Raw genomic sequence first — 14,401 nt, 5'->3', positions numbered from 1 at the left:
GTACCGTTGCATTTGAGCTTCAATTGGGGCAGGGTAGGGGGTGATCATCTATCCGCTCCTCTCGCTACCTCTCTAGCTTAGGAGCCCAACCCGCAGTATTACACCTTATTCAATCCACGATCCTTAGCGGTCGGTATAGCTCCGCCGGTCCCCCACAAACTCCAAGTCCTCGCTGAACGGCTTACCACACACCGCACACTTAAACTGGCGGCGGTTAACCCGTAACCAGGTCTGGCCATAGTGACTGATGGGCAGGTCTCGCACGAGATGCCAATGATTCTGGTGCAGGTGGTGACTGACGGTGCCACAACGAGGACAGAGGGCTGACGCCGCATGGACTTCCACATCGAGAATCAAGCTGTCCTCAGTGGCCTCATAAGACTCGACATCAACACCAGATAGACCTAGTAATTCCGTGAGCAGAGGCACCATAACGACTCGGTATAGTATCGACTACATCAGCATACTCATTCCCGTAGAGCCCGTTCTATTCAGGAAGTAGCTGCCCTTTTACCTAAAGATGCTCCTGAGAAAAGCTTTTTTGAAAGTGATACTTTGCGTCAAAATTTTCCACTAGGGAATTTTAACTGTTGGGGTTTGCCAGAACGTGCGGAGCCTTCATTCCTAAAGACAAACGTAAGCGATTTGGTGGTTTTTGCCCCTGAAATCGGGAGTGAAGGAGGAGTCAAATATTTTGGTTTTGTGAAGGCAATTTGTCCTGTTCGCTGCTACGCAGCGTCCCGCATTCTCCGGCCTGAGACACCTGATGATCGACTGTTTCCTTTCCTATTTTTCTTTGATACTGAGAAAGGATGTATTCCTTGGTCTAATTTCCTTGAAGAACTTCAATACAAATCGAATTGGAATCCTCGAGGGTGGTACAGAGCCATTGATACCAAGCGATTTTCAAAATGGGGTAGTAAGGAGAACTATGCTCAACATCTGCGTCAGAGCTATGAATTTTCTCCAATTCGCTCAAAGCATCTAGTCGTCGAGCGCCAGTTGCAAAGAAAGCAGTGCTTCATAGAACCTGCCATTCAGCTAGACCTTGTACTAGTTCCTGGCGGCACCTTTACCATGGGTTCTTCACCGGGCGAGTTAGGACGTTGGGATGACGAAGGTCCCCAACGCGAAGTATCTATTCGCCCATTTCTCATGGGGCGTTACCCCGTTACCCAGGCCCAGTGGAAAGCTATTGCTAATCGTACAGACCTGAAAGTCAATACAGACTTAGATCCTGACCTATCTAAATTTAAGGGCGATGACCACCCAGTTGAGCAAATCTCCTGGTTCGAGGCGTTGGAGTTCTGTGAAAGACTCTCTTGCCTCACCAACCATACCTACCGCCTACCCACCGAAGCCGAATGGGAATACGCCTGCCGGGCTGGCACAGAGACTCCCTTCCACTTCGGCGAAACCATCACTACCGACTTAGCCAACTATCGTGGTGAAGATCTTGAAGATAATCCCGAAAATTTTCCTGGTCACCATGGCAGAGGACCAAAAGGTGTTTGCCGGAAGTCTACAACGCCAGTGAATCATTTTCACCCGTTAGCTAATGCCTTTGGTCTTTGTGATATGCACGGCAACGTCTGGGAATGGTGCTTAGACAACTGGCACGACAATTACGAGGGGGCACCGACCGATGGCAGTGTCTGGTTAGCCAAAGGTAAGGAAGTAGGTCGGGTTCAATGCGGTGGCTCTTGGGATGCTACTCCGAGGAATTGTCGTTCCGCGAGCCGTATCTTCCTCGACCCATTCGACCGCGGCAGCCCTCTCGGTTTTCGTAGGGCTCAGCTTTGCATCTGTCGAGGGGCCACCGCCATCAACGAGTCCATTCCAGATGCTCTAACCAGTCATGCCAAATCCTGTTTGGGTACCCCCGATTCGGCAGGGCGAATGTCATTCGCCTCTACGGTTTGGCCTTTTGTGAATCGGGGTTATGTGATTCGGATTTGGTATCAGACTTCAAACACAACGACAAAGACGAATCCCAGCTATGACGATATAGCCTTCTAATTCTCACTTTTCTTAGAATTTGGAGATCAGAGAGGTTTCCAAGTCTCTAGCTTTCTCTTTTGCTCTCCAAGCAAAAGAGAATCGAGCGGGACCGATTCAAAGTCTCATTTTGGTCTCTGCGAGCTTAAAGCCAAGGTTTACCAAAAAAATGCCACCACTTCGTTTTGAGTCTTGTTTGTCTTGCGATGAGCAAGCTTGTCAAAGATTTATATAACTGGCACAGTTGCCATGCCCCAAATTTATGAAAAAATGAGCAGTAAGATAAATCTTTTTCTAGAGATTGCCTTATTGAGATGGAATATTCTCAGTAACCCTGGGGCGGTGCCCTAGCCCCGATTTTTGATCGTCATCACCTGCACAATCTGCTGTGCCATGGTGCCAGAAATCTCTAAAATTCGGTATAGATCTTCTAAAAATGCCTGTTCTTGGGGAGTAACGGTGCGATCAGACAGCACCAGATCGGTGGCGATCGCAAAGGCCGTCTCCCGCAAATCTTGGGGCAAAATGGTTTTGGCCTGGTCAACCATCGCCCCCGGCCCCTCGGTTTTGAGACGCGTTAGCAACCTATCAAACAGGTGGTGCATCGCCTCTTTGGAGTAGCTGCTAAACAGTGCCATGCGCGACAGCAGCATGGTCATATCCTGCCCCTCCTGATCGGCTAGGTAGCCGTCGGCAGCGATCGCCACCAGCGCAATACTGGCTAGCGCCTCGGCGGTGCCCATGGATGACTCGGTCATGGCGATATTCTCGGTATCCTTGGCAAAAAGCCTTGTGTGACCCTATTTTTGCCCCAAAGCCGATATGGCGCAATCCTGTTGTGAGGAGTCTTTACAGCGTTTGTGCTAATGCCGTTGCGTCCTTCACTTGTTGAGAGTTCATATAGCTAGTTGCCAAATTCTGCAACTGACATCCGCCAAACTACGTAACCTTGTGATCAAACTCACCGCTGGCAGTGACAAATTCGCTAGGTTTCCAGGAACCTTCCAGAGATACTAAGGTTGACTCAACTTTAGCCGAGTCATCTACAGGGAACACACAACCAACCGACAAGCCCGCAAGGGACTGTCGGTTTTTTTGTCGTCCCCTACTTGCCCGAGGCCCGCTGGTAGAACCGCTGCATATCTTCAAACCACAGCCGCCGCGACTCATCCCAGGTATAGAACATGTGGCCGCCCTGAAAGTGGCGCAGGGTGAGGTTGGGGCGCAGATCAGGGTTGAGGTTCATTAAATCCTTCAGGTGCTCTGAGGAGAAGTAGGGCGTCACCAGGTCGTAGATGCCGTGGGTAATGTAGACCTGGAGGTAGGGGTTGAGGGCCATGCCCACCCGTAGGTCATCCACCGAGCCCACAAAACCCTGGCGATACTCGCTCTCGGGCAAAAACTCCCAGGCTTTAAACACCTCAAAGCTGAGCAGGTTGTAGGTCAGGGTGGTGTTCACGCCCAACGTCGAGCGCAGGTGGCTGTTGATGGCTCCGGTAAACAGGCGATCGATGCCCTCCAGGGTGGGGTCGGTGCCCTCATGCATCAGGCGATCGGGAAAGGGGTCAATGGCGGTGACCGAGCCGTCGTAGAGGCCCAAAATGCGCTGCTGGTGGCGCAGCAGTTCGCGGGCAAACACCACAATGTCGATGCGACCCCGGTGGCGCTGCACCACCTCCAGCGGTAGACCAACCAGATAGGCTAGCTGACCAAACACCCGCTGCTGGTCTTCGGCGGTGGCGGTACTGCCCAGGGCCAAAAAGGGAATCAGGGTCTTGCGAGCAAAGTCGGCGGCCTTAGCCCCGTGAATGGCAGGGCTGTCGGTGGTGTTGACCTGGCCGTGGTACACCGCCGTAGCCGCCATGGAAGGAATCACCGTGGCCCAGCCGCTGAGGCTGTAGTCGGTGCCCTCTAGCAGCATAAACTCCATCACGGGCGAAATCAGCACTGCGCCGCAGAGGCCAACGCCGTAGTCTTGCTGAAGCTTGCGACAGAGCTTTGCCACCCGAAAGCCACCGTAGCTCTCCCCAGCGATGAACACGGGCGACAGCCAGCGGTGGTGGGCCGACAGATAGCCTTGAATAAACTCACCCAGGGCGTTGAGGTCGCGATCGACCGTCCAGAATTTTTTAGCCTTTTCGTCAGGTTTGTCCTCATCCTTGTCGGCGGGCTTTTCGTCTGATTTCTCAGCCTTGTCGCCATCCTTAGGTAAAACGCGGCTGAAGCCTGTGCCCACGGGGTCAATAAACACCAGATCGGTAAAGCTCAGCCAGCTTTCGCCGTTGTCGGCCACCTGAACCGGCGGGCGCGGCAGGCTGCCGTCAGGGTTAAACACGACTCGACGCGGCCCCAAAGCCCCCACATGCAGGTAGGCCGAGGCTGCCCCTGGCCCGCCGTTAAACACAAAGGTAATCGGCCGCTGGGCTGGGTTCTGGTCAGCGATCGTGTAAGCCACGTGGAACAGCTCCGCCACGGGTTTGTCGTTTTCGTAGAGCGTTTGCCACTGGGCCGAAGCGGTGTAGGGTTGGCTACCGTGGGGAGTAGTCAGCTGGTGCTCAGTGGTGTTGCCCTGACGCGGAGGAGTTTCTGGCATGGCGATGCTGTTGAGAAGACTCTCCCTGTTATAGCGCGGGTGCTGCTGGGCAAAGGGCACAATTCCTAAAGCGAACGTATCACAAATTTTCCTCCACTTATTCAGGAACGGACACAGTGCCCTTTGAAGATTTAGATTGGGTTAAATTAAATTCTGCTTTAGGAGTTGAGACCCGATGAGATGGCTCCTGCCCAATATTATCAGCGCCTTTGATAACGTCTACAGCGGCTGGATTCTATGGAACTTGTTTTTGGCGGCGATTCCGCTGCTGCTGAGCTTTAGTTTATTTCGTCGCCAGAGCTTAGCCAATCGATGGTTTTTGGCGGCCTGCGTGCTGGTGGGGATAATTGGTGTGCTGGGGCTGGGGCCTCGCATCCCTCGTGTTATGCAAGGGCTCTACAACCTGCTCCGAGACAACTCCAGTCCGATCTCCGGGTTTGAGCTGCTGTGGCTACTGGCGGTTACGGCCTTTGCCGGTCTGCTCAGCCTGAAAATTTTTAAGACCAAGCAAGATCCCCAGGGTTGGCTGTGGTGGGTTGGGCTAGTGGTGTTTTTGGTCTTTTTGCCCAACGCGCCCTACGTGCTCACCGACATTATTCATTTGATTCGAGGCACTAGCTCGGGACAGATTCGCATTTTGGTTGTGGCTCTGGTGTTCATTCCCCTTCACGCGGCCGCCATTTTGCTGGGGTTTGAAGCCTACGTCATCTCGATTCTCAACCTGGCCGCCTACCTCAAGCAGCACGGTGCCAAGGCGATGGTTTTGCCCCTCGAGCTAACGATTCACGCCCTCAGCGCGGTGGGTATCTATCTGGGTCGGTTTTTGCGCTTTAACAGCTGGGATCTGGTGGTTGACCCCACGGGCGTCATCGCCTATACCCTCGATGCTCTGACCTCAAAGCAACCGGCCGCTGTTATCTTCGTCACGTTTCTGATTTTGACCAGCCTTTATTGGGTGATGAAGCAGATCACCCTGGGGCTCAAGCTGCGGATTCGCTATGCTCGCCAGGGCATTGACGTGCTCGATTAGCCTAAATTCGGTGTCTTTCTCCCTTTGGGAGACGCAAAGCGAACGACTTCGTCCAGCCACCCAAGCTAGACAGTCCGGAAAAGACAATGCCAACCCTGTAGGAGAAAGCGGGCACCTTAGCCCTAGCGTTACTTCTCGTAGCTATGTCTTTCAAAACCAGCGTGCAGCATTTTCAAACCCTGGTGACCTCTTTTCACCCAGTCGTGGTCATCGACACGGTGGAAGAAGAGCGGGTGCAGGGGTTAATTAGCGCTGCCTGCAACGACATGCAGATGGCGGTGTTTGAGTGGAGCGTTGCCCAGGGTTTGATGCGATCGCCCGACAGTCCCGACCACCGCTGGCAAAACGAGTATGCGCCCCCCGGCACCAAGCGCGGCCAAGCCCTGCCCAAGACCGCCGAACCCCTCGACATGCTGCGCCACATTCAAGAGATGAGCTTTAAAGCCATCTTTTGGCTCAAAGACTTTGCCCCCCACCTCAAAGACCCGGTGGTTGCGCGGCAGCTGCGGGAGGTGGCCGAACAGTTTTCTCACCACCGCTCCACCCTGGTGATCAGCGGCAGCGACAATGACCTACCCCCCGAAATTGCCCACGATGCGGTGTATTTTGATATCAAACTGCCCGAGCCCGAAGAACTCTACAACGCCGTGTCTGATGTGGTGCGGGCGCTGAAGGGGCGCGTTAAAGTCGACCTCACCCCCGAAGATATTCGCGACCTGGTGAGCGCCCTGAGGGGCATGACCCTGAGCCAGACCCGCAAGGTGGTCTCCTACGCCGCTCTGCACGATGGTCGGCTCGATGCCGACGACGTCAAGCGAGTGCTGGAGCGCAAGGCCCGCGTCATCCACGAAGAGGGGCTGCTCGACTACTTCCCCCCTGAAACAAACCTGTCGGAACTGGGCGGGTTTGAGGGTCTCAAGCGCTGGCTCGCCTACGCCAAAGTAGGCTTCACGCCCCAGGCTCGTCAGTACAACTTGCCCGCCCCTAAGGGAATTTTGATCGTAGGCATCCAGGGCTGCGGCAAGTCGCTGGCCGCCAAAACCATCGCCCGCCAGTGGAATCTACCCCTGCTCAAACTCGATGCCGGTCGCCTCTACGACAAGTACGTGGGCGAGTCCGACAAAAACTTTCGCCGCGCCGTCACCATGGCCGAAACTATGGCTCCCTGCATTCTGTGGATCGACGAGATTGAAAAAAGCATGGGCCAAACCAGCGGCGAAGCTGACGGGGGGCTGAGCCGTCGCCTATTTGGCTACTTTTTGACCTGGCTGCAAGAAAAATCCCAGGAGATCTTTGTGGTGGCCACCGCCAATGACTTGTCAGCCATTCCGCCAGAACTGCTGCGCAAGGGGCGCTTTGACGAAATCTTTTTTGTGGATCTACCTGAGGCCAACGAACGCCACGCCATCCTGCATATTCACCTGGGGCGGCGGCAGCAGGGTACCGACAATTTTGATCTCAACCAGTTGGTGATTGCCACTGAGGGGTTTAGCGGGGCCGAAATTGAGCAGGCCATCATCACCGCCCACTACCGAGCGCTGTACGAAAATCGACCTGCCGACACCAACCTCTTGCTCGAAGAGATTAAGCGCACGGTGCCCCTCTCTGTCACCCGTCGCGAAGACATCCAGCGGCTGCGGGCGATGGCCCAAGAACGATTTGTAACCGCCCGCTAGCCCCAGCCGGAAACTGGGATTGCCGCATAGGGTTGAAAAGTGCGATCGCCATTTTCCCTAACCTCTAAACAGATTGGGTGCAGCTAGAGGTTAGGGGAGCCAGGCAGAATGACGCTGAAAGAGCGGGGGAAAGGGAGTATCTGAATGGGCAACCCATTCCCCGGTTTCCTAGTGGTAAATTAGCTCTTTTTCTGGATGGTTTACCCCAATGTAATCGAGGGCCAGTTGAATAGACTGACAGTCAACCTTAAAAGGATTCTGAAAGGAAGGCCGAATGGCATTGGGCGGTAGGTTGCAGAAGTCAACATCCTTCAGGGACTCTGGTGTAATCTGGCCCCGGACGCCGCACCACTGGCCGTTGATACCGGCAACCTGGCGTCGGTGCGCCCACCGACTAGCCCAGTTGGGAGGATAAAGCTCAACCACCTTAACTCCACTACCAGGCAAATCAGGGTTTTGCAGCCCCAAACGATTAAAAACTAAATGGCTGAGGGCAGCACCATGAACAGCGACAACAACCTTGGCATCGCGGGTGAGCGACCATTTTTGAGCGCAGGTTAGATCTTCAAAGTAGTAGGTTTTGAAGCCCTTAGCCTCTAAAAACTGAGCTACTTCGTCATGATTTGCTAGAGCGCGGCTTCCTCGCCGGGGGATAAAAATTTTTTCGGCATCCAGAGACTCAGTCCCAGAAAAATTAGAATTGTTAAATAAAGTCGTATGAATATTGTAAAATTTTGCATCCATCTCGGCGAGGGGTTCGTCATTAATAATAGGGAAAAATTTGGGTTCTTCTGATACTGCATCGACTTGGGGTCGAAAGGCTGAGATAGAGACTACTTCACCGTAGACGCTATCGTCAGTGTAAATTACCGGAATGCCCAGAGTATCAAAGACCTCTCGGGCTAGATTGGGGGCACGCTCTCGGAGAATTACATGGACAATTGTGTCGTAGCCCAAGCGCTTAGTTAGCATTTGCCGAGCAAACAGGGCCAAAGCCGCGATGTTTTCAATGACATGGGCAATGTTAGTATCCAGCTCTAGGCGACCATCAAGCAAAAACTTCTCTGGGTAATCTATTACGCTGTCTCCCTTGACTCTCTTAGAGAGGGCTTTGTAGATCTTCCAGCGGGTAGACCCTAGCTTTCGAGGGCCTGTACGTCCTGATTCAACCTCTATCTTTACTTGCAAAGGTTGCAAATATTCTGCGGGCATGAATATTCTTTCAATTGCCGGGCGCAGCGTATCCCCTAGGGCCGTGGGGTAAGAAAAAATCATTGAGTCGGGGATTTTTATCGCAGGCAAAACTTCAACAAATGACAACCCCATAGGTAGTATCTCTCTTCTCTTTGATAGTTGAAGACTGACAGAAGACGGATTTATCCTGAGCGACTAGATCTATCCAGCCATAAAATTGGCATGCTTGATTCTACGATTTTATAGATGCTGGCACTTTAAAGCTTCAGTGAAGTAATCCGTATTTTTGGTTATAATTCATCAATTATTAAAATCAAGCTAGGTTAATTATTATTAATATCGAACGCAAAATCACACGGGCAACTTTGATGGGCCGCTGTAGACATTATCTCTCCGCTGGTCGCATCCAGAAGCAGCCCTGACTTGCGTTGGTTTGAGGCTGTCCAGTCTACTGTCTTGCCATTTCCCTGCCCTTTGGTTGACACAATGGCAGGGTTGCTGCCAGAGGGCACAGGCCAGGGAACAATTCCATAGCGTCTAAAGTTGTGGCGGCAATAGGCAGACACAACAAACGCCATAGGGCCGACGATGGTAAGTCAATTTTTACCGGCAGGTCACTCCGTTTTGGCCATTGCAGACCTTGGTGACACAGTTTCTTTACTGTTGGGGGCTGTGCTTTAAAAAAGCATCGGCTTCAATGGCGTTCAATTTGGCAAAAGGAGTGCTGTAGGCTATTGGCGCTAATTAGGCTTGGGCGGCTGACCGCTCAGGCTAACCGCCTCGGTCTCTAGGGGTTACCGCCCCTACTTCTTGGTGACGACCTTGACAAGTGTTTATAAATGTTAAATTGGTACATGCGTTGTCACTAAGCCCCCAGACATGCCCAAACCGGACGCTTCCGCCAAGAAAACCGCCGCCTCTAAGAAGGCCCGAGCGTCCAGCAATGACAGCAGCGGCAACCAGCATACCGGCTTAGCCCACCACCATGCCGCCATTGACGACAACGTTATCCGCATTCGCGGTGCCCGCCAGCACAACCTAAAGAATCTCGATCTGGAGATTCCCCGCAATAAGCTGATTGTGTTCACCGGAGTTTCCGGCTCAGGCAAGTCTTCCCTGGCCTTTGATACCATTTTTGCCGAAGGTCAGCGCCGCTACGTGGAGTCGCTCAGCGCCTACGCCCGCCAGTTCCTTGGTCAGGTCGATAAGCCCGATGTGGATGCGATCGAGGGGCTGAGCCCGGCGATTTCCATCGATCAAAAATCCACTTCCCACAACCCCCGCTCGACGGTGGGAACCGTCACCGAGATCTACGACTACCTGCGGCTGCTCTACGGGCGGGCGGGCGATCCCCATTGCCCGATCTGCGATCGCAGCATCTCCCCGCAGTCCATCGACCAGATGATCGACCGGGTGATGGCCCTGCCCGATCGCACCCGCTTCCAGATTCTCGCCCCCGTGGTGCGGGGCAAAAAGGGCACCCACAAAAAGCTGCTCTCTAGCCTGGCCTCCGAGGGGTTTGTGCGGGTGCGGGTAAATGGCGAACTGCGTGAGCTGACCGACAACATTGAGCTGGACAAAAACTACAGCCACAATATTGAGGTGGTAGTCGATCGCCTGGTGAAGAAGGATGGTCTGCAAGATCGCCTGGCCGATTCGCTGCGGACGTGTCTGAAGCGATCGGAAGGCATCGCGGTGATCGACATTCTGGCGGAGAAACCCCAGGAGACTGCTGCTACGGAGCCAGGCAGCAACGTCGTGTCTCTGACCGATCGCCTGCCCCAGGCAGCCGAGGAGGAAGGCAGCTACGGGCAGCCCAAGGAGCTAGTGTTCTCCGAAAATTTCGCCTGCCCCGAGCACGGCGCGGTGATGGAGGAGCTGTCGCCCCGGCTATTCTCGTTTAACTCGCCCTACGGAGCCTGTCCCCATTGCCATGGCTTGGGCAGCCTGCGGACGTTCTCGGCGGAGCTGGTGGTGCCCGACCCGACGCTGCCGGTCTATGCGGCGATCGCCCCCTGGTCTGAAAAAGACAATACCTACTATTTCTCCCTGCTCTACAGCGTTGGCCAGGCCTTTGGCTTTGAGATCCAGAGCCGGTGGGATCAGCTCACCCCCGAGCAGCAGCACATCGTGCTCCACGGCAGCGAAGAGAAGATCTATATAGAGTCAGACTCGCGCTACCGCGATCGCAAGGGCTATCAGCGCCAGTACGAAGGGGTGCTGCCCATTCTCGAACGCCAGTACAAAGACAGCAGCTCTGAGCTACACAAGCAAAAGCTAGAGAAATACCTGATCGACCAGACTTGCGAAGTGTGTAATGGCACCCGGCTCAAGCCTGAGTCGAACGCGGTGCGCATCGGTCCCCACTCCATCAGCGACCTCACCAATGTCTCCATTCGCGAGTGCCTCAGCCGCATCCGCAATCTGGTGGGCGAAGAGGGCGAGGCTCCCAAGCTCTCGGCCCGGCAGCTGCAAATCGGGGCCTTGGTGCTGCGCGAGATCCGCGCCCGGCTCCAGTTCATGATGGATGTGGGGCTTGACTACCTGACCCTGCACCGCACCGCCATGACTCTCTCCGGTGGGGAAGCTCAACGGATTCGCCTGGCCACTCAGATTGGCTCGGGCCTCACGGGTGTGCTCTACGTGCTTGACGAACCCAGCATTGGCCTGCACCAGCGCGACAACGATCGCCTGCTCAACACCCTCTACCGCCTGCGCGACCTGGGCAACACCCTGATCGTGGTGGAGCACGACGAAGACACCATCCGCGCCGCCGACTACCTAGTTGATATTGGCCCTGGGGCGGGGGTGCACGGGGGAGCGATCGTCGCCGAGGGCGATCTCAAAACCCTGATGACCGCGAAGGATTCCCTTACCGGGGCCTACCTGTCGGGGCGGAGCAGCATTCCTACGCCGGCAGAGCGGCGTCCGGGGAACGGGCGATCGCTCTCGATCAAAAACGCCTACCACAACAACCTGAAAAACCTGGATGTCGAAATTCCCCTAGGGGCGTTGGTCTGCGTCACAGGCGTCTCTGGTTCGGGCAAATCAACCCTGGTGAATGAGCTGCTCTACCCGGCGCTCCAGCACCACTTCGGCAGCAAAATTCCCTTCCCCAAGCGGATGGATAAACTCGACGGGCTGAAGGCGCTGGATAAAGTGATCGTCATTGACCAGTCGCCCATCGGGCGTACCCCCCGATCCAACCCCGCCACCTATACCGGCGTGTTCGACGTGATCCGCAACTTGTTCACCGAGACCATCGAGGCCAAGGCGCGGGGCTACAAGGCGGGGCAGTTCTCGTTTAACGTTAAGGGCGGGCGCTGCGAGGCCTGCGGCGGCCAGGGCGTCAACGTAATCGAGATGAACTTTCTCCCCGATGTCTACGTGCAGTGCGAGGTGTGCAAGGGAGCCCGCTACAACCGCGACACCCTGCAAGTCACCTACAAAGGCAAAAACATCTCCGACGTGCTGAATATGACCGCCGAAGAGGCGCTGGGGTTCTTCGAGAATATTCCCCAGGCGGCGGCGCGGCTGCAAACCATGGTGGATGTGGGCCTGGGCTACATTCGCCTGGGGCAGACGGCCCCCACGCTCTCCGGCGGCGAGGCCCAGCGCATGAAGCTGGCCACGGAGCTGGCCCGTCGCTCTACCGGGAAGACTCTTTACCTAATTGATGAGCCGACGACGGGCCTCTCCTTTTACGACGTACACAAGCTGCTGGACGTGGTGCAGCGCCTGGTCGATAAGGGCAACTCGGTGCTGATGATCGAGCACAATCTGGATGTGATTCGCTGCTCTGACTGGCTGGTGGATCTGGGGCCAGAGGGGGGCGATCGCGGCGGTGAGTTAATCGCCGTGGGCACCCCCGAGGAAGTTGCAAAGGTGCCCGGCTCCTACACCGGCAACTACCTAGCCAAGGTTCTAGAGCAGCACCCGCCCACCGGTCAAGCAGCCTCATAATCGAGGAGACTCCCTCACTCTAGCTCCCAAGGCTCAGCGAGCTTTGCCGCTATACTTTTGGCATGGGGTAAGCTACCGAGAAAATGAATGGGTCTTGAAGTTTTCTTCTCATACTCTCACCGCGACGAAGATCTAAGAGATGAGCTAGAGAAGCATTTAAGTAATCTTAAGCATCAAGGTTTTATTTCAGCCTGGCATGACCGGCGAATTGATGCCGGTTTAGATTGGGCACAGATCACTGATGAGCGACTAGCCGCGGCAGATGTCATTCTGCTATTAATTAGTGCTGACTTTCTTTCTTCTGACTATTGTTACGGCATTGAGATGAAAAAGGCATTGGAACGGCACCAGCTAGGAGACGCTCTCGTAATTCCTGTTATTCTGCGCCCTGTAGATTGGCATGGGGCTCCCTTTGGTGAGTTCCAGCCGCTGCCAAAGACCGGCAAAGCCATCACCACCTGGAAAAATCAGGACGAAGCTTTTCTTGATGTAGCTCAGAGTATTCGCCAAACGGTAGTAAGACTTGAGACGAAGCCAAAAGCCAAGTCCGCAGGGATAACTACATCACAACCGCAGCCACACAGAAATAAGATTATAAAACACAGGAGACTTGAAGGATTAGATCGCTTAATTGCGTTATCAAAAGGTTATAATTCTCCTCCAAAATTTTGGATTATTATCGCATCTGCCGCTGTTTTAGCTTGGACATCTAGTTATTTTAATGACGCCTTCATGGCAGATGAATTTACAGAAAACAATTTCCTTAAATTAAAAAATCTAGAGAATTGGTCTCCTGCATCTTATTTTGATGAAGATTCTTATAGTGGATCTAATCCAAAATCACCTACTGCATCAAATCCAAATCAAGTTGCTTTAATGGACTCTGGCAAAAATATAACTGAAGGAGATAAAATATCTCTTCCAGGAGATAGGCCCATATTAGAGTCTGAGACAGAGTCTATTGTAGAAAGTGAACAAAATCTTACACATGAATCAAGGTCACTAGAATCTGCTACAGTTCCACTCACACCAGGTAATTCAACCCTTTACTTTGAAACTGATACCTTTATTGTCAGCATTCATCCAAGAAACTCCCGAAATCTGCTGATGAATGTTTACAACAGAGAGACTCGGCGGTCTGAACAACTCAATGCTTCCGTTACCCGCCACGACGGAATTATTAGTAGTGATTGGATAAGCTATGAAAGCTTTGGCTTGCGTGCAGGCCGCAGCGTCGTATACCGGGCTAGTGGCAACCTACGTAACAACCAGGCCCGCCTCGAAATCGTTGATGCCTCCTCCAGTGCCTTATTGATTAGCCAAAACGACACCAGTGTTCGAGACTTCTTCCTTCCCGGAGCCAACCCCGGCCCTAACCCTGGACAAGGCGACCTGCTCAACCGCACGGTTGTAGGTTTTGATACCCAAAATCACTCGGTTCGGGTGTTTAACGACAGCGGCGTAACCAAGATGAATGTTTACAACAGAGTCTCTAGTCAGGCGCTGGTCAATGGTCAGACTGCTATCACAGAAGCTACTGAGGTTGCCCCCTACCGATGCTGGGTCAACTACCTTGGGGGGCAGAACTTTGGAGGTGTATCAGCTCGCTACTTCGTTCGGTTGAGCAGCAATGGTCAAGCACTTTTAGAAATAATTAACTCTAACGGTCAAGTTTTACTGTCAGAGCCAAGAATAAGTTCTTCGCCATTAGTTACCGGCTTATCTGCACAAAGTTATCCTGCATGTTTTGGCGATTCAGAAGCACGCGCTTCCCCACCTACTTTTATAGCGTCAGCTTTTTATGGTGAAAATGAGATTCAGTAGGTTATCCAGGCCCTTATTCTTAGCAACAGTGGGGCTAACAGTTGTGTAATCAATCTAATTAAGCTGCAGTTTGCTAACATTAGAGGGCTTTAATTTTCCAAAAAAAGAAAAATTAAAGCCGGG

General features: G+C 53.5%; 8 protein-coding genes and 1 pseudogene. 5 read left to right on the top strand and 4 right to left on the bottom strand.

The window, feature by feature from the left end; genetic code table 11:
* Positions 1–126: 126 nt before the first annotated feature.
* Positions 127–324: pseudogene (locus VB780_RS31330) on the bottom strand (transposase family protein); the annotation flags it as partial.
* A gap of 231 nt (positions 325–555) precedes the next feature.
* Between VB780_RS31330 and VB780_RS04925 the strand changes: the two are divergent.
* Positions 556–2,019 carry a formylglycine-generating enzyme family protein gene (locus VB780_RS04925; RefSeq protein WP_323350026.1) on the top strand — a complete coding sequence of 488 codons (1,464 nt, stop codon included), beginning with the start codon at positions 556–558 and terminating at the stop codon, positions 2,017–2,019.
* A gap of 326 nt (positions 2,020–2,345) precedes the next feature.
* Here the strand turns inward: VB780_RS04925 and VB780_RS04920 are convergent, their stop codons facing one another.
* Positions 2,346–2,756, bottom strand: coding sequence for a tellurite resistance TerB family protein (locus tag VB780_RS04920; RefSeq protein WP_323350025.1), 411 nt, complete (start codon positions 2,754–2,756; stop codon positions 2,346–2,348).
* 347 nt (positions 2,757–3,103) lie between these two features.
* The gene (locus tag VB780_RS04915) at positions 3,104–4,591 is read right to left on the bottom strand and encodes a S10 family peptidase (RefSeq protein WP_323350024.1); all 1,488 of its coding nucleotides are present in this window, start codon (positions 4,589–4,591) and stop codon (positions 3,104–3,106) included.
* Positions 4,592–4,766: 175 nt separating this feature from the next.
* On the opposite strand from VB780_RS04915, the gene VB780_RS04910 reads away from it, so the two are divergent.
* Together VB780_RS04910 and VB780_RS04905 are read left to right on the top strand one after the other, a co-directional pair.
* Complete coding sequence (locus tag VB780_RS04910) at positions 4,767–5,621, top strand: DUF1361 domain-containing protein (RefSeq protein WP_323350023.1); 855 nt, start codon at positions 4,767–4,769, stop codon at positions 5,619–5,621.
* Between the two features lie 143 nt (positions 5,622–5,764).
* On the top strand, positions 5,765–7,297 hold the full coding sequence (locus tag VB780_RS04905) for an AAA family ATPase (protein WP_323350022.1): 1,533 nt from the start codon (positions 5,765–5,767) through the stop codon (positions 7,295–7,297).
* Between the two features lie 168 nt (positions 7,298–7,465).
* On the opposite strand, the gene VB780_RS04900 is transcribed toward VB780_RS04905, so the two are convergent.
* Positions 7,466–8,617 (bottom strand): glycosyltransferase family 61 protein, encoded by a 1,152-nt coding sequence (locus VB780_RS04900; RefSeq protein WP_323350021.1) that lies wholly within the window; start codon positions 8,615–8,617, stop codon positions 7,466–7,468.
* 753 nt (positions 8,618–9,370) lie between these two features.
* Here VB780_RS04900 and uvrA point away from each other — a divergent pair.
* Both uvrA and VB780_RS04890 read left to right on the top strand, forming a co-directional pair.
* A complete protein-coding gene (gene uvrA / locus VB780_RS04895) occupies positions 9,371–12,454 on the top strand; it encodes an excinuclease ABC subunit UvrA (RefSeq protein ID WP_323350020.1) in 3,084 nt (1,027 codons plus the stop codon).
* Between the two features lie 87 nt (positions 12,455–12,541).
* Positions 12,542–14,278 carry a toll/interleukin-1 receptor domain-containing protein gene (locus VB780_RS04890; protein ID WP_323350019.1) on the top strand — a complete coding sequence of 579 codons (1,737 nt, stop codon included), beginning with the start codon at positions 12,542–12,544 and terminating at the stop codon, positions 14,276–14,278.
* Positions 14,279–14,401: the final 123 nt, after the last annotated feature.

Origin of the sequence: Leptolyngbya sp. CCNP1308 (assembly GCF_034932455.1) — a bacterium.
Taxonomy (GTDB): Bacteria; Cyanobacteriota; Cyanobacteriia; order Phormidesmidales; family Phormidesmidaceae; genus Nodosilinea.
Note: the sequence above shows the minus strand (reverse complement) of the source record. Positions and strands in the feature narration are given on the sequence as shown.